Below are 23143 nucleotides of genomic sequence, written 5' to 3' on the forward strand. Positions count from 1 at the left end.
CCCCGGGAGCCCCCGCCCGCCGGCGCGAGCCGCCCGCACAGCCGCGCCCAGACCTCGGCGACCTGCGCCTCGTCGTACTGCCGCAGGACGTTCGCCGCGCGGATCAGCGACGGCCGTGCCGGTACCGGGATCTCGAACCCGCCGTGCCGGAAGGCGAGCCCCTCCCGCTCGTACGGTTTCGCCGCCGCGACCCGCGCCGGTTCGATCTCGACACCGACCACGCGCGCGTGCGGGGCGACGGTACGGAGGCGCGCCAGCAGTTCTACGGCCGTCCAGGGTGCGGCGCCGTAGCCCAGGTCGACGGCGACGGGATCGACGGCCCGCCGCAGCTCGGCGCCGTGCGTCGCCGCGATCCAGCGGTCCATGCGGCGCAGCCGGTTGGGGTTGGTCGTGCCGCGCGTCACCGTTCCCACGGGGCGGGGGGTCGTCGCGCGGGCTGTCATACGTACGAGGGTAGGCGGCACGGGACGAGGGGCGCCGCACGGGCACCGGCCGGCATCGTCGTTGCCCGTCCCGTTGTCAGTGCCGCCTGGCAGGATCGGAGATCAAGTCGACCGAGGGTGAGGCGGGACCGATGAAGGTGCTTGTCAGCGGCGAAGTGCAGGTCGACTACGGCCAGATATTCGTGGAGAGCGGTGAGGACGTCTGCGACCTGCACGATGCCTTCGCCGGGCAGGAAGGCGTCGGGCTCTGCGGGGGCGGGCAGGCGGGGATGCTGTTGCTTCTGACCGGGCTGCGCATCGGCGGGGTCGGCTTCACCGCCGAACTGCACGACAGCCGGCCCGAGCCGGACGAGACGTGGGAGGAGATCGTCGAGGTCCCGTTCCGGCCGGTGTCGGAGGAGACGGTGCTGCGGCAGTGGAACGGGAAGAACCGGTGGGAGCTGGGCCTGGAGGAGCGTGACTACCGCGTGCGGTACTCCGCCATCGGCATGGACGCGGGCCGCGGCAAGGACGTCCGGGAGGACGACGAGCCGCCGACCGACGACCGGTACCTGCTCCAGATATGGCCCGCCGCGCCCGAACCGGCCCGGCTGCTCAAGCAGACCGGCCGCACGGCCGCGAACTGGCACGCCTTCGCGACGTCGCCGGTGGGCTGACGGCCTGAACGGACACGGCCACGAACACGGCCGACGTGGGGCGAGCACCCGGCACGCCCCACCCGCAACGCACCCTCGCCTCGAACGGTTGAGCGACCCCCGGCAATGGCTGGGTAAAATCCCCATGCGCCGGAATGAGACTCCCGCCCGCTGACGTTGCACAGCCTTGGAGGGAACCGCACGCCCTCCCTCAGGCATGCCCGCAGCGAGGAGGAACGCCACGTGAGCCAGTACGGCAGCAGGCTCGGACGGCGATCCGCGGCCTCGTCCGCCCGGCTCCGGCTGCACCGCAAACCCCGCCGTGTCGCCATGCTCTCCGTGCACACCTCACCGCTGCACCAGCCCGGCACCGGCGACGCCGGCGGCATGAACGTCTACATCGTGGAGCTCGCACAGCGCCTCGCCGCGATCAACATCGAGGTCGAGATCTTCACGCGCGCCACCACGGCCGCCCTCCCCCCGACCGTCGAGCTCGCGCCCGGCGTGCTCGTCCGGCACGTCGACGCGGGCCCGTACGACGGTCTCGCCAAGGAGGAACTCCCCGCCCAGCTCTGCGCGTTCACGCACGGAGTGATGCAGGCGTGGGCCGGCCACCGCCCCGGGTACTACGACCTCGTCCACTCGCACTACTGGCTCTCCGGCCACGTCGGCTGGCTCGCCGCCCAGCGCTGGGGCGTCCCCCTCGTGCACGCCATGCACACCATGGCCAAGGTCAAGAACGCCAGCCTGGCCGACGGCGACACCCCCGAACCCGCCGCCCGCGTCATCGGCGAGACCCAGATCGTCGCCGCCGCCGACCGCCTCATCGCCAACACGGCGGAGGAGGCCGACGAACTCGTACGGCACTACGCGGCCGACCCCGCCAAGGTCGCCGTGGTGCACCCCGGCGTGAACCTCGACCGCTTCCGCCCGGCGGACGGCCGCGCGGCGGCCCGCGCCCGCCTCGGCCTCCCGCAGGACGCCCTGATCCCGCTCTTCGCGGGCCGCATCCAGCCCCTGAAGGCGCCGGACGTCCTGCTGCGCGCGGTCGCCGTGCTCCTCGACGAGCGCCCCGAGCTGCGCTCGAACATCGTCGTACCCGTCGTCGGCGGCCCCAGCGGCAGCGGCCTCGCCAAGCCCGAGGGCCTGCAGAAACTGGCCTCACGGCTCGGCATCGCGGACGTCGTACGGTTCCGCCCGCCGGTCGGGCAGGAGCAGCTCGCGGACTGGTTCCGGGCCGCGTCCGTGCTGGTCATGCCGTCGTACAGCGAGTCCTTCGGGCTGGTCGCCATAGAGGCGCAGGCGGCCGGTACGCCGGTGCTCGCGGCCTCGGTCGGCGGCCTCCCGGTCGCCGTGCGCGACGGCGAGACCGGCTTCCTCGTCCAGGGCCACGACCCCGCCGACTACGCGCGCGTGCTGCGCACCCTCGCCGACGACCCGCACCTCGCGCCCCGCATGGGCGAGGCCGCCGCCCGGCACGCCCAGTGCTTCGGCTGGGACACCGCGGCCGCCGCCACGGCGGACGTCTACACGGCCGCGGCGCAGGCCCACCGCCGTCACGTACGCTCGCACCATGGGTGAGGCAGCAGCGGACCAGGAGCGGGCGGCGCAGGTCATCGAGGGTTTCCTCAAGGGCGCCGAACTCGACTGGGAGAGCCCGGAGTCGGGCACGTTCGTGGTCAAACTCCCCGGCACCCGCAAGCTGTCGACGACTCTCTCCCTCCTCGTCGGCCGCCACTCCCTCTCGCTCAACGCCTTCGTCATCCGCCACCCCGACGAGAACGAGACCGGCGTCCACCGCTGGCTCCTGGAGCGCAACCTCAAGCTGTACGGCGTGAGTTACGCGGTCGATCAGCTCGGTGACGTGTACGTCACCGGCCGGCTGCCGCTGTCCGCCGTCACCGAGGCCGAGATCGACCGCCTCCTCGGCCAGGTCCTGGAGGCCGCCGACGGCAGCTTCAACACCCTCCTGGAACTGGGATTCGCCTCCGCGATCCGCAAGGAGTACGCGTGGCGGGTGTCGCGGGGAGAGTCCACGCGGAATCTGGACGCGTTCACGCATCTGACCCAGCGGCCGACCAGCTGATCTTGTTCCAACCCCTTTCGTGGTGCCCGGGGGCCGTGGCATGCTCGCCGCCAGCACATTTCTGAACGTCGTTCACATCCATGAAGAGCCGCGTGGGAGGACGTACGTACATGAGCCACACCCGTCTCACCAGACGAACCCTGCTCGGAAGCACGCTGGCCTTGGCGGTGCCTCTGCCGAAACAGGGATCCGGGAGTTCCGGGAGCTCCGGGGGCTCCTCGGGCTCCGGGGGTGAAGTGCCGTCCCTCTGGCGGGAGTTCACCCGCACCCCCTTCACCCACCCGCAGATCCCGTACATCGGCAGGGCGGGCTGCCGCACCCGGCGCAGGGGAGGCCACTCGCTCGTCCTCGACGTCCGTGGATACGGCGCCGTAGCGGACGGCACGACCGACTCCGCCCCCGCGATCAACCGTGCCATCGCCGCTGCCGGCAGGGCCGGCGGTGGCACGGTGCTCGTCCCGCCCGGCACCTTCCGCATCGACGACGTGATCCGCGTCGGTCACTCCGGGGTCGTCCTGCGGGGCGCCGGCAGCGACCGTACGAAGCTCTACGCGACGAGGAACCTGACGGAGCTGATCGGTGTCTACGGCTCCCGTTACGGCGGCGACAAGTCGTCCTGGTCCTGGGCGGGCGGCCTCATCTGGCTTGCCCCGACGGCACGTTGGGACTCCCTGGTCGCCGCGATCAGGGCGAAGGCCTGGCCCTTCGAGGGCTGGACCGGCAACAGGCGTGACGAATGGCGGCAGTTGACGACGATCGAGCCCGCGCGGCAGGGCGCGTGCACGGTGACGGTGGCGGACGCCTCACAACTGAGGCCGGGCGAACTGGTGTTGCTCCGCCTCGCCGACGACACCGCCCACACCCTCCTCCAGCACATGGCGGGCGGCGGCCCCGGCCCCGAGGCGTACTACTGGGACGACAAGACGAAGCTGCTGTCGTACGTCCCCTACGAGTGGCCCGTCCGCATCGCGCACGTCCACGGCCGCAAGGTGACTCTCGAACGCCCGCTGCCCCTCGACATCCGCCCCGAGTGGAACCCTCAATTCACCACCCACGTAGAGGAGTTGACGGGCGCGGGAGTGGAAGGCCTGACCCTGGAGGCGATGGAGACCCCACAACAACCGCACCTCCTCGACAAGGGCTACAACGGCGTCGTCCTGCAATGCGCCTACGACTGCTGGCTCGACGATGTGACGGTCCGTCATGTGGACAACGGCTTCGGCCTGGTGGCGGCGTCGGCGTGCACGCTGCGCGGTACGACAGTGGCGGGCCGCGGTTCCCACCACCCCTACTTCTGCCGCGAGGGCTCGCACGACAACCTCGTCGAGGACTTCACGATCGAGGAGCGCACGGTCCCGGCCCCGGCAAACACCCAGCTCCACGGCATCAACGTCGAGGGCCTGTCGTCGTGCAACGTCTGGTCGCGCGGCGACATGCGCATGGGCACCTTCGACAACCACCGCGGCCTGCCCTTCGCCGACGTACGCACCGACATCACGGTGAACAACGACGGCCGCCACGGCGGCGACGCGAGCGCCGGTCCGCTCTTCGGCGCCCGCTTCACCCACTGGAACATCCGCGTCACGAACGGCCGCGCGGGCCTGATGAAGATCGACCAACTGGCCCCGTACAGCGCGACGGTGGGCCTGAACACGGTCACCGAGTTCGACCAGATCGACGTCCCCGACTTCACCGGAGATCTGCACGCACGGCTGGAGCTCTACGGCACGACGGGTGTCGTACGGCCGCGGAACCTGTACGAGGCGCAGCGGGAGCTGTGACTCAGGTCTGTCGCAGGACGTCGTAGCCGATGAAGTCGAACATGCGGGCTCCGGTGGGGAGTTGGCGGGGTTCGCCGGTGAAACGGTGGGCGCCGACGGACTGGGGGATCGAGGGGTCCGACACCCACAGGCGCTCGAAGCCGCGCTCCTCCAACCAGGCGCAGACCTGGGGGACGAGGTCGGGAGCGATGTCGCGGCTGCGTGTCCACACCAGCGTGCCGCCCGTCCGGCACAGCGCGGTGCAGTGGTCGAGGACGCGTTCGACGTCAGCGTCGGAGATGTTGCCGAGGAGGCCGCACACCAAGACGAGGTCGGCGGGGGCGAGTTCGGCGTAATGATCTGTCGACGAGGCGTCTCCGGCGAGGACTTCGACGCCGGGGAGGCCTGCGGCACGGGCCGCCCGTCTCGCGACGTCGACGTTCCGCTCGTCCAACTCGACGAGCCGGGCGCGGACTTCGGGCCCCCGGGGGTGGTCGGCCAGTACGCCGATCAGGTCGCGGCCCTGCCCGGCGCAGAGGCTGATCGCGGTGAGCGGGCCCGGCGCGGCGGTGTCGAGGGCGAGACGGAGGCGTTCCTGGATGAGGGCCAGGCGGCGGCTGAGGTAGGAGTCGGGGGAGTCGTAGGCGTCGTGCCACTCGTGCCAGTCCATCCGCGGAATCTAGCTGGGGGTTTGATGCCTGTCGCGTGAATAACGCCCCGGCGTGACCCCCACCAACTTCCGGAAATGGCGCGTGAGATGGGACTGGTCGTAGAACCCGGTCACCGTCGCCACCTCGCCCGGCGGACGGCCGTCGAGGAGGAGCCGGCGGGCGCGGTCGACGCGGCGGGACATCAGGTACTGGTGCGGTGCGATGCCGTACGCACCGCTGAACGCCCGTACCAGATGGGCGGGATGGGCGTGCACGAGCCGGGCGGCCGCGTCGAGGGTGATGCCTTCGGTGACGTGCTCGTCGAGGAGTTCGCGGAGGTCGCGGGCGAGCATGGGGGCCAAGGTGATGGGGGTGCTGGACGGCCGTAGGTGGGCGTGCAGCCGTTCGGCGATGAGCGTGAGCCGGCTCTCCGCCTCCAGTTCGTCGCCGGGGTGGTCGAGCGCGGTGTGCAACTGGCCCACGCGCAGCCGGAGTTCGGGATCACGGAGGTCCGGCTGATCGACGGCGGAACCGATGAGGGTGTCCGGGAGGTGCGTACCGTCGAGATAGAGGACGCGCTTGCGGAAGCCGTGCGGAGTGGCGGGGGAGCCGTTGTGCGGGACGTGCGGCGGCAGCAGCGACACCGTGTCGTGCGGGGTGCCGTGCTCGTGCCGGTCGAGGTCGTACCGTACGGCTCCGTCGTCCACGATCAGCAGCGTCCACGCGTCGTGCACGTGCATCGGGTACGCGTACTCGGTGAAGTGGGCGTGGAAGACCTCGACGACACCGGGGATGCGGGGCCGCCACGCGGAGACTTCCCGCTGGGGGCGCTGCGGGGCCATGCAAAGAACGTACAAGACGGGGGCGCGGGGCGGTCGGCAGTCTCGATGTATGAGCACTGACATCACTGCTGAACCGGTCCGCTTCGACACCAAGATCGCCGTCCTGCTGCGGGACGACCTTGAGCCCTGGCAGCGGCTGAACGTCACGTCTTTCCTGGTCAGCGGCCTGGGATCACAGGTTCCCGAGGTGATCGGGGAGCCGTACGAGGACGCCGACGGGGTGGGGTATCTGCCGATGTTCCGGCAGCCGGTGATGGTCTTCGAGGCCACGAAGGAGGTCCTGGTGGCGGCGCACGGGCGGGCACTGTCCCGCGCCCTGCCGCGCGCCATCTTCACGTCGGACCTCTTCACCACCGGCAACGACCGGGACAACCGGGCGGCGGTACGGGCCGTCGCCACGGCCGAGCTGGATGTGGTGGGGCTGGCTGTGTACGGGCCTCGGAACGGGGTGGACAAGGTGGTGAAGGGTGCGCGGATGCACCCATGACGCCATCCATGACCGAATCTGCACAGGGTGTACGCAACCGTGGGGCTGGCGGGGCCCGTTGGGGGCGGAGTTGTCCGGTTCGAACCGTCACCCCACTGTCTGTCAGCCCGCTGTGCGCTGCCGCGTGTAGAGAATCCGGACCCAACTCGTGTGCGCACTCGCACGATTCGGCCGTCTCCGCACTCAACTGCCCTGCCGGGAACGGGTCCGGACTGGATGCCCCGCACGTCGCGTGGTTTGATCCTGCGCATCGCGGCCCGCAGTCTGTCCCCCCAGCGGGACCGCATCCCCATGTGGACCACCATGCGAAGGGCAGTCTCCCCATGAACTCCGCTCCCCAGGTTCAGACCGTCGAGATATCCGACGCCGAGCTCGACACCGTCTCCGGCGGCGTGAGCCCGCAGATCAGCGTCACCCTGGGCTCGACGACCCTCAGCAGCGCGGACCTCCTCGCCGAGGTCGACTCCGTCAAGGCGACCGCCCTGGGCACCCTCGGCGGCACCCTCGCCGCGCTCCCCCACAACGTCGGCGTGAACGTCGGCTACTGACCGACGCCCATCGGCGGTCATCGCCGGTCACCACGACGAGCCCCCTACCGGCAGAAGAAGTGCGGGTGGGGGGCTCGTCGTTGGCGGTGACGGCACAGCCGTGTCGTCGGAGGGCCGTCAGGCCGCGCTGACCTCCGGCTTCGCGGTGGCGGGGGCCGGGACGGTCGCCGGTCCGCTCGCCGGAAGCCCCCGCATCAGCGCTCCGTACCCCACCGCGGCCCCCGTCCCCACGACCGCGCACATCCCCCACAGCCACTCCGCGCCGAACCGGTCGATGACGAAACCGGACATCAGCGGGGCGACGAGCGCGGCGACCGCCCAGGACAGGGTGTACATGCCCTGGTAGCGGCCGCGGCCCCGGAGCGGGGAGAGGCGGACGACGAGGCCCGTCTGGGTCGGGGCGTTGATCATCTCGCCCAGGGTCCACACGCACACCGTGAGGGCGAAGACGCCGACCGAGCCGGCGAACGCGGTGAGCCCGAAACCGTAGCCCGCGAGGATCGAGGAGACGAGCAACAGGCGCTTGGCGTCGCGGTGTTCGATGAGCCGGGTGACCGGGATCTGGAGGGCGACGATGAGGAAGCCGTTCACGGCGATCGCCGTGCCGTAGTCGGCGGGCGTGAAGCCGGCCTCGCCCATCGCGACCGGCAGGCCGACCGAACCCTGCTGGAAGACGAGCGCGACGAGGAAGGACAGTCCTACGACGCTCATGAACCGCCGGTCGCGCAGAACCGTCCCGAGGCCGACCGGGGGTTCCTTGCCGTCGACGGCGGTCGCCGGGGCGGTGGGCCGGGACTCGGGCAGCCGTAGGAACACGACGACCGCGCAGACCGCCGTCATCCCCGCCTCCAGCAGGAACCCGGCGCGGTAGCTGACCTCGGCGATGAAGCCGGCGGCCATGGAGGAGACGGCGAAGCCGAGGTTGATGGCCCAGTAGTTGAGCGAGAACGCGCGGACGCGGTCCTCGGGGCGCACGATGTCGGCCATCATCGCCTGCACCGCCGGGCGGGACGCGTTGCTCGCCGCCCCGACGAGGCACGCTACGGCGGCGATGGCGACGGGGTCGTGCATGAACCCGAGGAGCGCCACGGACGCGGCGGTCGACGACTGCGCGATGAGGAGGGTGGGGCGCCGTCCGATGCGGTCGGTCAGCACGCCCGAGGCGATGGAGGAGACGACCCCGCCGAGGCCGTAGAGGGAGGCGACGAGGCCGGCGTAGGTCGCGGAGTAGCCGCGGTCGAGGGTCAGGTACAGAGCCATGAACGTCGACACGAACGCCCCGAGCCGGTTCACGAGGGTGCTGGTCCACAGCCACCAGAACTCGCGGGGCAGACCGGAGACGGTTTCCCGGGCGGCACGTCTCAGGGCGGCGAGTGACATGGATCGTTCCCCCACGGTCGGACGGGTGTGTAAGTGGCTCCTGTACGGCTCACACCTTACGAAGGGGGCGCTCCGGAGGACCACTCGATTAACAGAAGCCGTCAACTGTGGGGCTGGGAGGCGGGCGCCAGACGGTGGCCCGAATGCGTGGATTACGCTCTGAGGCATGGCCGACGCACCGTACAAGCTGATCCTCCTCCGCCACGGCGAGAGCGAGTGGAACGCGAAGAACCTGTTCACCGGCTGGGTGGACGTCAACCTGAACGAGAAGGGCGAGAAGGAGGCGGTCCGCGGCGGTGAGCTGCTCAAGGACGCCGGCCTGCTCCCCGACGTGGTCCACACGTCCCTCCAGAAGCGCGCGATCCGCACGGCGCAGCTGTCGCTGGAGGCCGCGGACCGCCACTGGATCCCGGTCCACCGCAGCTGGCGCCTGAACGAGCGCCACTACGGCGCCCTCCAGGGCAAGGACAAGGCCCAGACCCTCGCGGAGTTCGGCGAGGAGCAGTTCATGCTCTGGCGCCGTTCCTACGACACCCCGCCCCCGCCCCTTGAGGACGGCACGGAGTTCTCCCAGTCGGACGACCCGCGCTACGCGACGATCCCCCCGGAGCTGCGCCCCCGCACGGAGTGCCTGAAGGACGTCGTCGTCCGCATGCTCCCGTACTGGTACGACGGCATCGTCCCCGACCTCCTCGCGGGCCGCACGGTCCTGGTCGCCGCCCACGGCAACTCCCTCCGCGCCCTGGTCAAGCACCTCGACGGCATCTCCGACGCCGACATCGCGGGCCTGAACATCCCGACGGGCATCCCCCTGGCATACGAACTGGACGCGTCCTTCAAGCCGGTCAAGCCGGGCGGGACGTACCTCGACCCGGCGGCGGCCGCGGCCGCGATCGAGGCGGTCAAGAACCAGGGCAAGAAGAAGTAGCTCCCGCGATCACGCCTCCGACCTGCGCACACGGCGCGGATCGGGGGCGTTTTCATGACCGGGTCCGATCAGCCGTGGCGCGTCTGGAGGCTTCGTGGAAGCTGCACGCCGCATGCGCGGCGGCATTTTCACGGCTCGGCCCGGCTCGTCTCGGTCCCCTCCGCAGCCCGCGCAGGGAAGAGCGCCAGACCTACCTGTCCCGGGCCGTCGTCACCCCGTGTCTCCGCCCGCGCTCCCGCCTCGCGGAGCGCCGCGACCGCCGTCTCGGCGTACTCGGGGCGGTCGGTCACCATCGCCTTTCTCCGCCGGGATTCACAGCGTCAGCTTCCCAACCCGCATACCCCCACGGCACCATGGCACCGCAGGAACTCAGGGGGAGCCATGGGGAACAAAGAGACCGAACAGGCCGCGATCACACACGTGTTGGCCTTGGAACGGGCCGCCGGGCGTGAGCCCAGGGACGTGCGTACTTCGGGGCTGCCGTACGACGTCGACAGTGCGCCCCGCATGATCGAGGTGAAGGCGTTCAGCCGCTCGGCGCGCAGCGAGCCGCTGCCGCTGGAACACCGGCAGGCCGTGGCCGCCCAGGCGGATCCCGAGCGCTTCTACCTCTACGTGGTGGACAACCTCGCCGGCCAGGACGGGGCCGAGATCGGCGTGCGCGTCCTGCACGGCGAGCTTCTCCTGGCGATGATCGAGCGCTCCCAGCCGCAGATCACGCACTGGCCCACTTTCCGGGCGGCGGAGTACGACGAGGCGGAGCGGCTGCACTGAGCAACCGCCGTGGCAGGGCGACAAACTGATCCTTGGCAAGGGAGCCCTCACCCCTGCCACGATCAAGCCGTGGACGACCGCCCGGTGGTCCGTACGCGGAGGGCGCCTATGGCTGCTATCCCGTGGTCCCCACCTAGGTCGGCTACGCCCAGCCCATCAGCGTCTGAAGCGTCCGAAGCGTGTGAACAGGCGGACGGCCCAGGCGAGTTGCACCTGGGCCGGCCGTCTCACGATGGGATGGGATGGGGTCAGCGCCGGCTCGCCCGCGCCAGTGCCGGTACGAACCGCAGGGCGTCCACCGTGCCCACGCCCGTCGCCATGTCGTAGCCGTCGACCGCGGTGTAACCGGTCACGCCCGCATACGAGTTGTTCGTGCCGTCGTTCACGTCGACGATGCCGTTGCCCTTGGCGCCGTGCTTCGCGAGCGCGTACAGCGCCGAGTTGATGTTGCCGACCCGGTGCCCCGCCGCCTGGTCCGCGAGGGCGATGATGCCGGAGAAGAGCGGGCTGGCCTCGCTCGTGCCACCGTAGACGTCCCAGCCGACGGCCGTCGGGTCGAAGCTGGAGTACGTCCATGCGCCGCCGTTGACCGCGGCGGCCATCGAGACGTCGGGGGTGGCGCGTTGGGTGCCGACGACGCTCTTCACGCCCTTCTGGAAGGACGGGCGGGCGAAGACGTGGGACTGGCCGCCGCCGCCCGCGCCGTAGTCGTTGTAGACGCTGTCCGGCGTGACGCGGTCACCCTTGTCGTTCAGGTGGAGCTGCGTGCCGCCGATCGACGTGACCAACGGGTCCGAAGAGGGCCAGGAGTTGACGGGCTTGTCGTAGAAGGCCGAGCCGTCCGCGTTGTAGTCGGTGGCGCCGCCGTCGCCGGAGGAGGCGAGGACGGTCACGTGCTTGCGGTTGGCGTCCTGGAAGGCGTAGCGCAGCTTCTTGATGCTGGAGAAGTCGCCCTGGTCGAAGCCGGGGAAGGTGTTCTCGGTGGCGCCGAAGCTCTGCGTGATGACGTCGCCGACGCCGTGGTCGATCAGGTACTTCTCGGCGTCCATCATCTCCGGCAGCCCGGTGACGCCCTCGGTCTCGGCCACGGCCGTCTCCACCAGCACGATCTTCGCGTCGGGCGCGACCGCGTGCGCCATCTCGACGTCCAGGGTGGTCTCGCCGGCCCAGCCGGTCATGTCCGCGTTCGTCGGGTCGAAGACCGGGACCTTGCCCCACTTGACGACATTCACCTTGGTGCTGTGCATGCCGAACTGCTTGCTGTACGTGTCGAGATCGTGCTGGATCGTCGGCGAACCGAACGAGTCGACGATGACGATCGTCCGCCCCTTGCCCGTAATGCCCTTCCGGTACAGGGAGTTGAGGTTGTACGCGGTGCGGTACTGCAACGGGTTGTAGCAGGCGATCTGCCACTTGGCCTCGCACTGCGCGCTGGTGAGCGGGGTCGGCACATCGCGCGCGAGGGTGTGTCCGGTGATCGCGGGGATCGCCTTCGTCTGCGGTACGGCGGCGGGCGCGGCGCCGGCGACACCTGCCAGCGGCGCGGTCGCCAGCGCCGCGACGGCGAGCGTGGCGGAGGCGGCCGTGGCGGCGGCGATGTTCAGTCTCGTGCGGGCTATGCGCATGAATCCCCCCTGAGTGCTGCGGAGTCCGCCCGGCCGTCAGCCGGGCGAAGAGGTCTCCGCGCATCTCATCGAGTGAGACATGCACAGGACAAGACTGTTGAACTGTCGATGCCGAACCCTTTGCCCAAACAGCACCAAAGACTCGAACACCCCTGCCGATCCGACCTGTTGACGCAGGCCGCGGTCGGCGGCCGGCCGTCAGATCGAGTACGGCACCGCGTGCACCTCGTCAGCCCGGTGCCCCGCGCGTTCGTGGACGCGCTGGACCGCCTCGGGCGACGGGGCCTCCGACAGGCAGTAGACGGTCCCGCTCTCCGGATCCGCCCAGGCCCGCTCGAAGTGGACACCCTCGTCCTTCTCCACGGCGAGATCCGCCTTGTGGGCCGCCATCAACTGGTCGGCCGTGATGCCCTTCATCCCGTGATGTACGTCCATGTACTGAGCCATGGCCTCGCACCTCCTCGTGCTTTCCCCTTCAATGCTGCGCTCCTACGGCGTCGGGGGCCACCGGCGGCCGAACACGCCGGAGGGGCCCCGGCGCCGTAGCACCGAGGCCCCTCCAGAAGTGGGCGGCGGTCAGCCGCACTGGCACGGATTGCCGGACTGGCACCCGCAGCCGCAGCCCGAGCCGCAGCCGCAGGCGCCGAAGAGCGGGAGGCTCTTGATCTCGGCGGGCTGCTGCGTCTCGCGCTCCTGCGTCGGGTCCGGCGTCGTGGCGGGGGATTCGGCCATGGGTCCTCCTAGAGGCTGGTGCCTGTGCCCATTGGATGCCTGCTTCGCCGGGCGCATCAACGGCGCATTGAGGCTTCCCCCGCAAGCCCCCGGCCCCCTCCGCAGGCCGGGGTCGTTTCTAACCGGTCACAGGTCGTGACAGCGGTTAGAAATGACCCCGGCTTCCAGCGACCCCCGGCTTCCAGCAACCCCCGGCCGACAGGTCCGTGGGCGGTGGAGAGCTACGCGCTCTCCGCCCCCGTCACCGGCTGGATGTCCGGCTGCAGCTCGTCCGCGTGCTCGCCCGTCACCAGGAATACCACGCGCTTGGCGACCGAGACCGCGTGGTCGGCGAAGCGCTCGTAGTAGCGGCCGAGCAGGGTCACGTCGACCGCGGTCTCGATGCCGTGCTTCCACTTGTCGTCCAGCAGGTGCTGGAAGAGCGTGCGGTGGAGGAGGTCCATCGCGTCGTCGTCCTGCTCCAGCTGGAGCGCGAGGTCGACGTCCTTCGTGATGATGACCTCGGCCGCCTTGGCCATCAGGCGCTGGGCGAGCTGGCCCATCTCCAGGATCGTCGCGTGCAGGTCGTGCGGCACGGCCCGCTCGGGGAAGCGCAGCCGCGCGAGCTTCGCCACGTGCTGGGCGAGGTCGCCGGAGCGCTCCAGGTCGGCCGACATGCGCAGGGACGTGACGACGATCCGCAGATCCGTCGCCACCGGCTGCTGCCGGGCCAGCAGGGCTATGGCCCGGGCTTCGAGGTCGTGCTGGAGATCGTCGACCTTCTTGTCGGCCTCGATGACGCTCTCGGCCAGCTTCAGGTCGGAGTCCAGGATGGCGGTCGTGGCGCGTCCGATCGCCGACCCGGTCAGCCGGGCCATCTCCACCAGACCGTCACCGATCGAGTCAAGTTCCTCGTGGTACGCGTCCCGCATCAGGGTTCCCTCTCCTACGTTTGCTTCGGGGGCTCCGGGGCCCTGGGCCTGTCGGTGTGACTAAAAACCGGCCCTTCCACCCCACGCTCCCACGTTCCCCCTCCTACGCGACGGTTTCCGCCACCCCAAATGAACCAATACTGGCTCCAAGGTGAACTCTGGGCGACGAGTGTTCGAGGTCGCACTCCGATGGCTGTGGCCAGGAGGTATCCCATGCCTAACCTGGGGGCATGGACGTGAACGCGGCGGTCGCCGCAGCGGCAGCGATCGCCGGGGTACTCACCGGCGTCATCGCCATGCTGGCGTTCCGCTGGAGCGAACGCGACCAGAAGCGACCGACCAGGACCTCCCTGCATACGGACCCGGTGCTTCCGCCGGGTGTGGACACCGTGCTCTCGGTGCTCCGCTCCTCGGCCGTCGTCCTCGACGAGGCGGACGCCGTGGTCAAGGCCAGCTCGGCGGCGTACGCCCTCGGACTGGTCCGCGGCGGGAAACTCTCCGTCGACCCGATGCTCCAGATGGCCCGGGACACCCGGCGCGACGGCGAGATACGCCAGGTCGAGCTGGATCTGCCCCGGCGCGGCACCGGCCGCGGGGAGGCCCTCGCGGTCTCCGCCCGGGTGGCGCCGCTCGGCTCCCGGCTCGTCCTGCTCCTCGTGGAGGACCTCACCGAGGCCCGCCGTATCGAGGCCGTACGACGTGACTTCGTGGCGAACGTCAGCCACGAACTGAAGACCCCGGTCGGCGCGCTCTCCCTCCTCTCGGAGGCGGTCATGGACGCCTCCGACGATCCTGAGGCGGTGGAGCGTTTCGCCGGCCGGATGCAGATCGAGGCCACGCGCCTGACCAATCTCGTGCAGGAGCTCATCGACCTGTCGCGGGTCCAGAACGACGACCCCCTCGAAGACGCCGAACCCGTCCGCGTCGACGAACTCGTCGCCGAGGCCATCGACCGCTGCCGGCACCAGGCCGGCGCCAAGCAGATCACCATGGCCGCCGGCGGCACCGCCGAACTGCATGTCTACGGGAACCGGGGCCAGCTGGCCGCGGCCCTCGGAAACCTGGTCGAGAACGCCGTCAACTACTCACCCGCCCGTACCCGCGTCGGCATAGCCGCCCGCCGGATCTCCGCGGGCGGCGGCGACCACATCGAGGTCGCCGTGACCGACCAGGGCATCGGCATCTCCGAGAAGGACAAGGAGCGCGTGTTCGAGCGCTTCTACCGTGTCGACCCGGCCCGCTCGCGGGCCACCGGCGGTACGGGTCTCGGACTGGCGATCGTCAAGCACGTGGCCGCCTCGCACGGCGGGGAGGTCACGGTGTGGAGCTCAGAGGGACAGGGCTCCACGTTCACCCTGAGGCTGCCGGAGGCGGGTGCGGCCCGCGACCGTGCCCACCAGCACCCCGACCTCGACGACGAGGTCGAGGCGTCCCCTGAACCATCCCCGTACGAACCGCTTCCCGCCCCGGAGGTCCTTCCGTGACCCGAGTGCTCGTCGTCGAGGACGAGGAGTCCTTCTCCGACGCCCTGTCGTACATGCTCCGCAAGGAGGGCTTCGAGGTCGCCATCGCGACCACCGGGCCCGACGGGCTCGACGAGTTCGAGCGCAACGGCGCCGACCTCGTCCTGCTCGATCTGATGCTGCCGGGGCTGCCCGGCACGGAGGTTTGCCGCCAGCTGCGCGGCCGCTCCAACGTCCCCGTCATCATGGTGACGGCCAAGGACAGTGAGATCGACAAGGTCGTAGGCCTGGAAATAGGAGCCGATGACTACGTCACCAAGCCCTTCTCGTCCCGCGAACTCGTCGCCCGTATCCGGGCCGTCCTGCGCCGCCGCGGCGAGCCCGAGGAGGTCACCCCGGCCGCCCTTGAGGCAGGTCCGGTCCGCATGGACGTGGATCGCCACGTGGTCACGGTCTCCGGCTCCAAGGTCGACCTGCCCCTCAAGGAGTTCGACCTGCTGGAGATGCTCCTGCGCAACGCGGGCCGCGTACTGACCCGGATGCAGCTCATCGACCGGGTCTGGGGCGCCGACTACGTGGGCGACACCAAGACCCTCGACGTCCACGTCAAGCGCCTCCGCGCCAAGATCGAGCCGGACCCGGGCGCACCGCGCTACCTGGTGACGGTGCGGGGCCTCGGCTACAAGTTTGAGCCGTAAACCGCCAGTGCTCTCTCACCGGCTCCACGACGACGGGCGGGACCTCTCCGTGAGGTCCCGCCCGTCGTCGTAGGCGTACGACTGCTGTCGCTACGGCTGCTCAGCCGGCGGTGCCCGTGGCCGACTCCGTGGCCGTCGCGCTCGCGGAGGCCGCGTCGGTCGGGGTGGCCGACGTGCTCTTGCCCGGCTTCGGCGAGCCGGAGGTGGTCGCGGTGGCGCCCGCGGCCGGCGTCGAGGGGATCGAGCTGGGGCCCCACTTGGTGAAGTAGCTGTCGGCCGGGACGACGAACGCGCTCAGGCTCACGCCGCCGGTCGTGCTGAGGGTGAAGGTGACTTTCTGGGCGTTGCCGTCCGTGATGCCTGCGGCGTCGGTCAGCGCGGCGGAGGCGTTGCCCTTGCCGCCCAGGACGAGCGAGCCGAAGGCCGGGACGACCAGCTTGCCCTTGCCCTTGGCGGGTGTCAGCGTGGCCGTGCCGGCGCCGTCGACGCTGATGGAGTCCAGGGTCTGCGGGTCCTTGCTGGTGTTGAACAGGGTCGCGGAGATCACCGCGGGGCCCGTGCCCTCGGTACCGGACTCGGTGAGGGGCTGGGTGATGACGAGCGCGTTCTGCACCTTGATGGAGCCGACGGAGACGGCCGCGTTGTCCGGCTTGACCTCCAGCGTCTGTGCGTCGTTGCCGGCACCGCACGCGGCGAGGGAGGCGATCGAGAACGCGATGGTGGCGGCGGCGAGGGCGCCGCGTCGAAGGCTGCTGCTCACGGCGGCGGCTACTCCTTGAACGTGGGCGGAGCAGGGCGACTCCCGAATAAAGCCGCCCTAAGTGTCTGTCAGCGGCCTTAGGTTACCGAGCCGTTCCCGCACCACCGCACCCGACCCTCCCTCAACCGGGTACCCGTGTGCCGCAAGTGACTCGCGGGTCACTTGCGACCCGCACTCGTCCGGCATTCACATAACCAGCTCAGACGTCTGCCGTTGGATTTTCGGTGAAGAATGCACGGCACCTCGGATAATTGATCACCGGCATCTCGACGCGCTTCGGTGATCAATTCCGGATTCGTCTCGTACCGGGCTCCGGCCACCGAACGGAGTAGCGGAAGTCGAGCACTTGGAACCAGACATTTGGGGACGTTCGTCTGCTTGGAGGTGCCTCCGGATGTGTGTAACGTACGCGTTTCACCTCGCCCGGAGAGCCGCTCCGACCTGCGAATACCCTCTTCCGCTCGGCCTCCGCAGCACGTTCCTGTTGCTGTTGTCAAGCCCCGAGATGTGCCCTGACCTGCGAAAACGCCATTCAGAACCCGCGGTTTCCGTGTTACCCTGGATAGCCACGGAAGGGGTACCTGTCACATGACGTTCAAGGTTGGCGACACCGTGGTCTATCCCCATCACGGGGCCGCGCTGATCGAGGCTATCGAAACTCGCCAGATCAAAGGCGTGGACAAGACCTATTTGGTGCTGAAGGTCGCTCAGGGTGACCTGACGGTGCGTGTGCCAGCGGACAATGCGGAGTTCGTCGGCGTACGTGATGTGGTCGGTCAGGACGGGCTGGACCGGGTCTTCGAGGTGCTGCGCGCTCCGTATGCCGAGGAGCCCACGAACTGGTCGCGTCGTTACAAGGCAAATCTGGAGAAGCTCGCCTCCGGCGATGTCATCAAGGTCGCGGAAGTCGTCCGTGACCTGTGGCGTCGTGAGCGCGAGCGCGGACTCTCCGCAGGTGAGAAGCGCATGCTCGCCAAGGCTCGCCAGATCCTGGTGAGTGAGCTCGCGCTCGCGGAGAACACGAACGAGGACAAGGCCGAGGCCCTGCTCGACGAGGTTCTCGCGTCCTGACGCAGGCGACTGGTACGCCCTGCTCAGCACACTGAAATGCCGTGGTGCCCGATGACAGCTCCCTTGTCGCCGGGCGCTTCGGCATGTCCGGGGGAAATTTTCCGACGCCGACTCCGCCGAGGCCGAAGACTCCGACGACCTCGCGACTCTGTCGAACGCCGGAGAGACATCCCCCGATAATGGTGTGCCGGGCCCGGGCAGCTGGCTCGACCGGTGTCACGGAAGGGTCCGGTCAAGGCGTCGCGCCCGGCACTCCTGAGGCCATACCCACGTAGGTCGAGCACACAAACCTGACAGGAACCGATGTCTGACGATTCGCGCTCTTCGCAGGCGCAGTCCTCCGTCGCCGCCGTGATCCCGGCCGCCGGACGGGGCGTACGTCTTGGCCCGGGCGCCCCCAAAGCGCTCCGCACGCTGAACGGCACTCCCATGCTGATCCACGCGATCCGCGCCCTGGCCGCGTCCCGAGCCGTCTCCCTGGTCGTCGTAGTGGCCCCGCCCGACGGCACCGCCGAGGTCAAGACCCTCCTGGACGCGCACGCACTCCCGGAGCGCACCGACTTCCTCGTCGTGCCCGGCGGCGACTCCCGCCAGGACTCCGTGAAGCTCGGCCTGGACGCCCTGCCGCCCGGCCACGACATCGTCCTCGTCCACGACGCGGCCCGCCCGCTCGTCCCGGTCGACACGGTCGACGCGGTCATCGAGGCCGTACGGGACGGCGCCCCCGCCGTCGTACCGGCCCTGCCTCTCGCCGACACGGTCAAGGAAGTCGAGCCGGCCGAGACACCGGGCGCACCCGAGCCGGTCGTAGCGACCCCGGAACGCGCCCGCCTCCGTGCCGTACAGACCCCCCAGGGCTTCGACCGCGCCACTCTGGTCCGCGCCCACGAGACGGTCACCGACAACGTCACCGACGACGCGAGCATGGTCGAACAGCTCGGCCTCACGGTCGTGGTCGTTCCCGGCCACGAGGAGGCCTTCAAGGTGACCCGCCCCCTGGACCTGGTCCTCGCGGAGGCGGTCCTGACCCGCAGGAGGCTGAACGATGGCTTCTGAGCCGCCCTTTGTTCTGCCCCAGGTAGGCATCGGCACCGACATCCACGCCTTCGAGGAGGGCCGCGACCTGTGGTGCGCGGGCCTGAAGTGGGAGGGCGAGGGCCCCGGCCTCGCCGGCCACTCCGACGCGGACGTCGTCGCCCACGCCGCCTGCAACGCCCTCTTCTCCGCCGCCGGCCTCGGCGACCTGGGCCAACACTTCGGCACAGGCCGCCCCGAGTGGTCGGGCGCGTCCGGCATCACCCTGCTGACAGAGGCGGCGAGGATCGTCCGCGAGGCGGGCTTCACGATCGGCAACGTGGCGGTCCAGGTCGTAGGACCAAGACCGAAGGTCGGCAAGCGGCGGGACGAGGCCCAGAAGCTTCTGTCGGAGGCGGCGGGCGCTCCGGTGTCCGTGTCGGGGGCGACAACGGACGGTTTGGGCTTCCCGGGGAGGGGCGAGGGTTTGATGGCTGTGGCAACTGCGCTGGTGGTCAAACGCGGGTAAGTGGTCCTACTCAAGGGGCGCGGGGCTGTATCGATTTGCGGCTCCGCCGCGTGGGCGCGACAAGCCCCCACCGGCCCGCAGCCAACAATCGACCCAACCGTCTGAGGCACAAGGAAACGCCCACTACCCTTGTACCGTGACCATTCGCCTGTACGACACCAGCGCCCGGCAGATTCGCGACTTCACCCCGCTCACAGCGGGCTGTGTCTCGATCTACCTCTGTGGCGCCACCGTGCAGGCCGCCCCCCACATCGGCCACATCCGCTCGGGCCTGAACTTCGACATCCTCCGCCGCTGGTTCGAACACCGCGGCTACGACGTCACGTTCATCCGCAACGTCACGGACATCGACGACAAGATCATCACCAAGTCCCGTGAACAGGGCCGCCCTTGGTGGTCCATCGGCTACGAGAACGAGCGCGCGTTCAACGACGGCTACACCGCACTCGGCTGCCTCCCGCCGACGTACGAACCGCGGGCGACCGGCCACGTCCCCGAGATGATCGAAATGATGCGCGGGCTCATCGAGCGCGGTCACGCGTACGAGGCCGACGGCAGCGTCTACTTCGACGTGCGGTCGTACCCGGACTACCTCCAGCTGTCGAACCAGGACATCGACGACCTGCGCCAGCCCACCGAGGAAGGCATCACCGGGAAACGCGACCCGCGCGACTTCGCGATGTGGAAGGCGACCAAGCCGGGCGAGCCCGACTGGGAGACCCCGTGGGGCCGCGGCCGCCCCGGCTGGCACCTGGAGTGCTCGGCGATGGCGCACAAGTACCTGGGCCCCGCCTTCGACATCCACGGCGGCGGCCTCGACCTGATCTTCCCGCACCACGAGAACGAGATCGCCCAGGCCAAGGCCTACGGCGACGACTTCGCGCAGTACTGGGTGCACAACGCCTGGGTCACCATGAGCGGCGAGAAGATGTCGAAGTCGCTCGGGAACAGCGTGCTCGTCTCCGAGATGGTCAAGCGGTGGCGGCCCATCGTCCTGCGCTACTACCTCGGCACCCCGCACTACCGCTCGATGATCGAGTACAGCGAGGAGGCCCTGCGCGAGGCGGAGTCCGCGTTCGCGCGGATCGAGGGCTTCGTGCAGCGGGTCGTGGAGAAGGCCGGGGGAGTCGTCGAGCCCGCCGCCGAGGTGCCGCCGGCCTTCGCCGAGGCGATGGACGACGACCTGGGCGTCCCGCAGGCGCTCGCCGTGGTGCACACCACCGTCCGGCAGGGCAACAGCGCGCTGGCCGCCGACGACAAGGAAGCCGCCGTAGCGCGTCTCGCCGAGGTGCGCGCCATGCTCGGGGTGCTCGGACTCGACCCGCTGGACCCGCACTGGGTCGGCGAGGGCGGCGACCGGGGCGAGGACCTGCACGGTGTCGTGGACACCCTGGTCCGGATGGTGCTCGACCAGCGCGAGGCAGCCCGGGGCCGTAAGGACTGGGCCACTGCGGATGGCATCCGCGACCAGCTCAACCAGTCCGGACTCAACATCGAGGACGGCCCGCAGGGCCCGCGCTGGACCCTCGGCCCCCGCTGAACCCACCCCGATCGCACCTTGATCGCGCCCGGTCAACGAAGATCGACTGTGCCGCCCGGCCTCCCGGGCGGCACACTGCATAGACGTACGTATTCACCGCACTCCCAGACGGATCACACAGACAGGTAGGTCATGGCAGCCAACAACCGCCGCATGTCCGGCAAGAAGGGCGCGCAGGTCGGCAGTGGCGGCCAGCGGCGCAGGGGCCTCGAAGGCAAGGGCCCCACCCCGCCCGCCGAGGCGCGCAAGGGCCACAAGAAGAACCGCATCGCCAACTCCAAGGCCAAGCAGGTCCAGCGCCGTCCCGCGCCGCGCGGCCGCGGCGGCAAGGGCACGTCCGAGATGGTCGTCGGCCGCAACCCGGTCGTGGAGGCGCTGCGCGAGGGCGTTCCGGCGGTCACGCTCTACGTCCAGCAGTTCATCGACAACGACGAGCGGGTCCGTGAGGCGCTCCAGCTCGTCGCCGAGCGCGGCGGCGTCCACCTCATGGAGGCCCCCCGCCCCGAGCTCGACCGCATGACGAACGGCCTCAACCACCAGGGCATGGTCCTCCAGGTCCCGCCGTACGAGTACGCGCACGCCGAGGACCTCGCCAACGCGGCCTACGACAAGGGCGAGGACCCGCTGATCGTCGCCCTCGACGGGGTGACCGACCCGCGCAACCTCGGCGCGATCGTCCGCTCCGTCGCCGCGTTCGGCGGGCACGGCGTGCTCGTCCCCGAGCGGCGCGCGGCCGGCATGACCGCCGGTGCGTGGAAGACGTCGGCCGGTACGGCGGCCCGTACGCCCGTCGCCCGCGCGACGAACCTGACGCGCGCGCTGGAGGCGTACAAGAAGGCGGGTCTGGCGATCGTCGGTCTCGCGGCCGACGGTGACCACGAGGTCGGTGAACTCGCCGCGCTGGAAGGGCCGGTGGTCATCGTCGTCGGCAGCGAGGGCAAGGGCCTGTCCCGACTCGTGGGCGAGACCTGCGACTTCCGGGTCCGGATCCCGATGCCGGGTGGCGCGGAGTCCCTCAACGCCGGTGTGGCGGCCGGAGTTGTGCTCTACGAGGCGGCACGCAAACGCTCCTGAACGGGCGTTCGGCACCGTCCCCCACTCGGGGCAATCTGGGCGCCGGGCACACGCTTGACGCGGTCCGGACACTTCCGGCGAGTCAAAGCAGTGTCCTAAACACACGTCACTCGGTTAGATGAGTGTGGACACCAGAACACCCCGCACACCCACGGGGGACGGCCCGTCGGGCTTCGACGACGCTCCCGCGCTGAGCATGGTGAAGGTGCCGAGCGATCCGGCGCAGATCATCGTCAATCATGCGAGCTTCCGCGTGCAGTTGGGCGCCTCGACGCGTTCCCCGTCGCCGCGGATCGCACGGCACCTGAGCGCCACCGAGGCCCCCGGCCGGATCCCCGCCGGCGCGCGCCGGCGGCCCGTCGTCTGGAGCGGCAAGTCCGCACCGGACGACACCGGCGCCCACCGGCTGCTCCAGGCCGTGCGCGGCACGGGCGTCCGCCACGGCGACGAACCGGCCGGCGACGCCGGAGCCACGCAGGTCATCCCCCGTATCGGCAGCGGCGGTTACGACGACGACCTGACCGCGCAGACCATCGAGACCCCGGTCGTCGGCGCCCAGCGCGGCGGCGACCACGACACCGGCGAGACCCGACTCCTGCCGCCCATGCGGACGGTGGGCAGCGCCTACGACGAACCCGCCTACGGGGACCCGGAGTTCGAGGACTTCGAGGGCACGGAAAACGAGCGCCGCACCCGGCGCAACCCCAACGAGCCCGTACGGCACGCCTATTACCCGGGCCGCCGCATGAACCTCGGGGTCGTCCTCCTCCCGCTCCGCATCTTCCTCGGCTTCATCTCCATCTACGCCGGCATGGGCAAGCTGTGCGACCCCGTCTACTTCGACGGCGGCAAACGCGGCTCCATGGTGAAGTGGCTCAACACCCTGCACCCGTGGGAAGTCGCCGAGCCACTACGGCAGTTCGCGCTCCACCACCCGGTCGGCTCCGGGCTCGTCATCGCCTTCGCGCAGGTCATCGTGGGCGTCCTCACGATCCTGGGCCTGTGGCAGCGGGTCGCCGCGGTCTTCGGCGCGCTGCTCTCGGCGGCACTGATCGTCACGGTCAGCTGGAAGACCGTCCCGGCCTACGACGCCCCCGACATCATCTATCTCGCCGCGTGGTCCCCGCTGATCATCGCGGGCGCCCCCGTCTACTCCGTCGACGGCCGCCTCGCGGGCAGCGCCTGGCGCCGCC

26 protein-coding genes are annotated in these 23143 nt (G+C 70.1%); 16 read left to right on the forward strand and 10 right to left on the reverse strand.

Going from position 1 to position 23143, the window contains the following annotated elements; translation table 11 throughout:
* Positions 1-443: class I SAM-dependent methyltransferase (locus tag AC31A1_RS20015; RefSeq protein ID WP_489654608.1), on the reverse strand; the 443-nt coding region annotated here is incomplete at its 3' end.
* A gap of 131 nt (positions 444-574) precedes the next feature.
* On the opposite strand from AC31A1_RS20015, the gene AC31A1_RS20020 reads away from it, so the two are divergent.
* From AC31A1_RS20020 to AC31A1_RS20035, 4 genes are all read left to right on the forward strand, one after another.
* Positions 575-1099 carry a hypothetical protein gene (locus tag AC31A1_RS20020; RefSeq protein WP_489654609.1) on the forward strand — a complete coding sequence of 175 codons (525 nt, stop codon included), beginning with the start codon at positions 575-577 and terminating at the stop codon, positions 1097-1099.
* A gap of 222 nt (positions 1100-1321) precedes the next feature.
* Positions 1322-2659 carry a D-inositol-3-phosphate glycosyltransferase gene (gene mshA, locus AC31A1_RS20025; RefSeq protein ID WP_489654610.1) on the forward strand — a complete coding sequence of 446 codons (1338 nt, stop codon included), beginning with the start codon at positions 1322-1324 and terminating at the stop codon, positions 2657-2659.
* On the forward strand, positions 2652-3164 hold the full coding sequence (locus AC31A1_RS20030; RefSeq protein ID WP_489654611.1) for a type III secretion system chaperone family protein: 513 nt from the start codon (positions 2652-2654) through the stop codon (positions 3162-3164). Before mshA ends, AC31A1_RS20030 begins: the two co-directional genes overlap by 8 nt.
* A 110-nt stretch (positions 3165-3274) precedes the next feature.
* The gene (locus AC31A1_RS20035) at positions 3275-4945 is read left to right on the forward strand and encodes a glycosyl hydrolase family 28-related protein (protein WP_489654612.1); all 1671 of its coding nucleotides are present in this window, start codon (positions 3275-3277) and stop codon (positions 4943-4945) included.
* Position 4946: 1 nt separating this feature from the next.
* On the opposite strand, the gene AC31A1_RS20040 is transcribed toward AC31A1_RS20035, so the two are convergent.
* Positions 4947-5594, reverse strand: coding sequence for a methyltransferase domain-containing protein (locus AC31A1_RS20040; RefSeq protein WP_489654613.1), 648 nt, complete (start codon positions 5592-5594; stop codon positions 4947-4949).
* A 9-nt stretch (positions 5595-5603) separates the two neighbouring features.
* Positions 5604-6416 (reverse strand): helix-turn-helix transcriptional regulator, encoded by an 813-nt coding sequence (locus tag AC31A1_RS20045; RefSeq protein WP_489654614.1) that lies wholly within the window; start codon positions 6414-6416, stop codon positions 5604-5606.
* A gap of 49 nt (positions 6417-6465) precedes the next feature.
* Here AC31A1_RS20045 and AC31A1_RS20050 point away from each other — a divergent pair, with 49 nt between their 5' ends.
* Both AC31A1_RS20050 and AC31A1_RS20055 read left to right on the forward strand, forming a co-directional pair.
* Positions 6466-6903, forward strand: a complete 438-nt coding sequence (locus AC31A1_RS20050) for a DUF2000 family protein (RefSeq protein WP_489654615.1) — start codon at positions 6466-6468, stop codon at positions 6901-6903.
* A gap of 323 nt (positions 6904-7226) precedes the next feature.
* Positions 7227-7451: a hypothetical protein gene (locus AC31A1_RS20055; RefSeq protein WP_489654616.1), complete on the forward strand. Its 225-nt coding sequence runs from the start codon at positions 7227-7229 to the stop codon at positions 7449-7451.
* 117 nt (positions 7452-7568) lie between these two features.
* Here the strand turns inward: AC31A1_RS20055 and AC31A1_RS20060 are convergent, their stop codons facing one another.
* On the reverse strand, positions 7569-8831 hold the full coding sequence (locus tag AC31A1_RS20060; protein WP_489654617.1) for an MDR family MFS transporter: 1263 nt from the start codon (positions 8829-8831) through the stop codon (positions 7569-7571).
* Positions 8832-8997: 166 nt separating this feature from the next.
* Here AC31A1_RS20060 and AC31A1_RS20065 point away from each other — a divergent pair, with 166 nt between their 5' ends.
* On the forward strand, positions 8998-9759 hold the full coding sequence (locus AC31A1_RS20065; protein WP_390165599.1) for a phosphoglyceromutase: 762 nt from the start codon (positions 8998-9000) through the stop codon (positions 9757-9759).
* A 128-nt stretch (positions 9760-9887) separates the two neighbouring features.
* Here AC31A1_RS20065 and AC31A1_RS20070 read toward each other — a convergent pair whose 3' ends face one another.
* Positions 9888-10052, reverse strand: a complete 165-nt coding sequence (locus AC31A1_RS20070; RefSeq protein WP_489654618.1) for a hypothetical protein — start codon at positions 10050-10052, stop codon at positions 9888-9890.
* 88 nt (positions 10053-10140) lie between these two features.
* On the opposite strand from AC31A1_RS20070, the gene AC31A1_RS20075 reads away from it, so the two are divergent.
* Positions 10141-10533 (forward strand): protein NO VEIN domain-containing protein, encoded by a 393-nt coding sequence (locus tag AC31A1_RS20075; protein ID WP_489654619.1) that lies wholly within the window; start codon positions 10141-10143, stop codon positions 10531-10533.
* A gap of 248 nt (positions 10534-10781) precedes the next feature.
* On the opposite strand, the gene AC31A1_RS20080 is transcribed toward AC31A1_RS20075, so the two are convergent.
* The 4 genes from AC31A1_RS20080 to phoU form a co-directional block, all read right to left on the reverse strand.
* Positions 10782-12158, reverse strand: coding sequence for a S53 family peptidase (locus AC31A1_RS20080; protein ID WP_489654620.1), 1377 nt, complete (start codon positions 12156-12158; stop codon positions 10782-10784).
* A 198-nt stretch (positions 12159-12356) separates the two neighbouring features.
* Entirely contained in the window at positions 12357-12605 is a 249-nt protein-coding gene (locus tag AC31A1_RS20085; protein ID WP_019062519.1) for an SCO4226 family nickel-binding protein, read from the reverse strand.
* Between the two features lie 129 nt (positions 12606-12734).
* On the reverse strand, positions 12735-12890 hold the full coding sequence (locus AC31A1_RS20090; RefSeq protein ID WP_019062518.1) for a hypothetical protein: 156 nt from the start codon (positions 12888-12890) through the stop codon (positions 12735-12737).
* Positions 12891-13111: 221 nt separating this feature from the next.
* Positions 13112-13801, reverse strand: a complete 690-nt coding sequence (gene phoU, locus AC31A1_RS20095) for a phosphate signaling complex protein PhoU (RefSeq protein WP_489654621.1) — start codon at positions 13799-13801, stop codon at positions 13112-13114.
* Between the two features lie 230 nt (positions 13802-14031).
* Between phoU and phoR the strand changes: the two genes are divergently transcribed.
* Entirely contained in the window at positions 14032-15285 is a 1254-nt protein-coding gene (gene phoR / locus AC31A1_RS20100; RefSeq protein ID WP_489654622.1) for a two-component system sensor histidine kinase PhoR, read from the forward strand.
* A 5-nt stretch (positions 15286-15290) separates the two neighbouring features.
* Positions 15291-15962, forward strand: coding sequence for a two-component system response regulator PhoP (gene phoP, locus AC31A1_RS20105; RefSeq protein WP_010985401.1), 672 nt, complete (start codon positions 15291-15293; stop codon positions 15960-15962).
* Between the two features lie 100 nt (positions 15963-16062).
* Here the strand turns inward: phoP and AC31A1_RS20110 are convergent, their stop codons facing one another.
* Complete coding sequence (locus tag AC31A1_RS20110; RefSeq protein WP_489654623.1) at positions 16063-16722, reverse strand: DUF461 domain-containing protein; 660 nt, start codon at positions 16720-16722, stop codon at positions 16063-16065.
* Between the two features lie 588 nt (positions 16723-17310).
* Between AC31A1_RS20110 and AC31A1_RS20115 the strand changes: the two genes are divergently transcribed.
* The 6 genes from AC31A1_RS20115 to AC31A1_RS20140 all read left to right on the forward strand — a co-directional run.
* Positions 17311-17793, forward strand: coding sequence for a CarD family transcriptional regulator (locus tag AC31A1_RS20115; RefSeq protein WP_003953493.1), 483 nt, complete (start codon positions 17311-17313; stop codon positions 17791-17793).
* Between the two features lie 303 nt (positions 17794-18096).
* Positions 18097-18849 (forward strand): 2-C-methyl-D-erythritol 4-phosphate cytidylyltransferase, encoded by a 753-nt coding sequence (gene ispD / locus AC31A1_RS20120; protein WP_489654624.1) that lies wholly within the window; start codon positions 18097-18099, stop codon positions 18847-18849.
* Complete coding sequence (gene ispF / locus AC31A1_RS20125) at positions 18839-19336, forward strand: 2-C-methyl-D-erythritol 2,4-cyclodiphosphate synthase (RefSeq protein ID WP_489654625.1); 498 nt, start codon at positions 18839-18841, stop codon at positions 19334-19336. Before ispD ends, ispF begins: the two co-directional genes overlap by 11 nt.
* Before the next feature lie 136 nt (positions 19337-19472).
* A complete protein-coding gene (gene cysS / locus AC31A1_RS20130) occupies positions 19473-20876 on the forward strand; it encodes a cysteine--tRNA ligase (RefSeq protein ID WP_399190672.1) in 1404 nt (467 codons plus the stop codon).
* Positions 20877-21008: 132 nt separating this feature from the next.
* Entirely contained in the window at positions 21009-21950 is a 942-nt protein-coding gene (gene rlmB, locus AC31A1_RS20135; protein ID WP_489654626.1) for a 23S rRNA (guanosine(2251)-2'-O)-methyltransferase RlmB, read from the forward strand.
* Positions 21951-22068: 118 nt separating this feature from the next.
* Positions 22069-23143 (forward strand): DoxX family protein (locus tag AC31A1_RS20140; RefSeq protein WP_489654627.1); only part of this gene is annotated, 1075 nt, incomplete at its 3' end.

It is taken from the genome of Streptomyces sp. P5F9 (assembly GCF_057961495.1).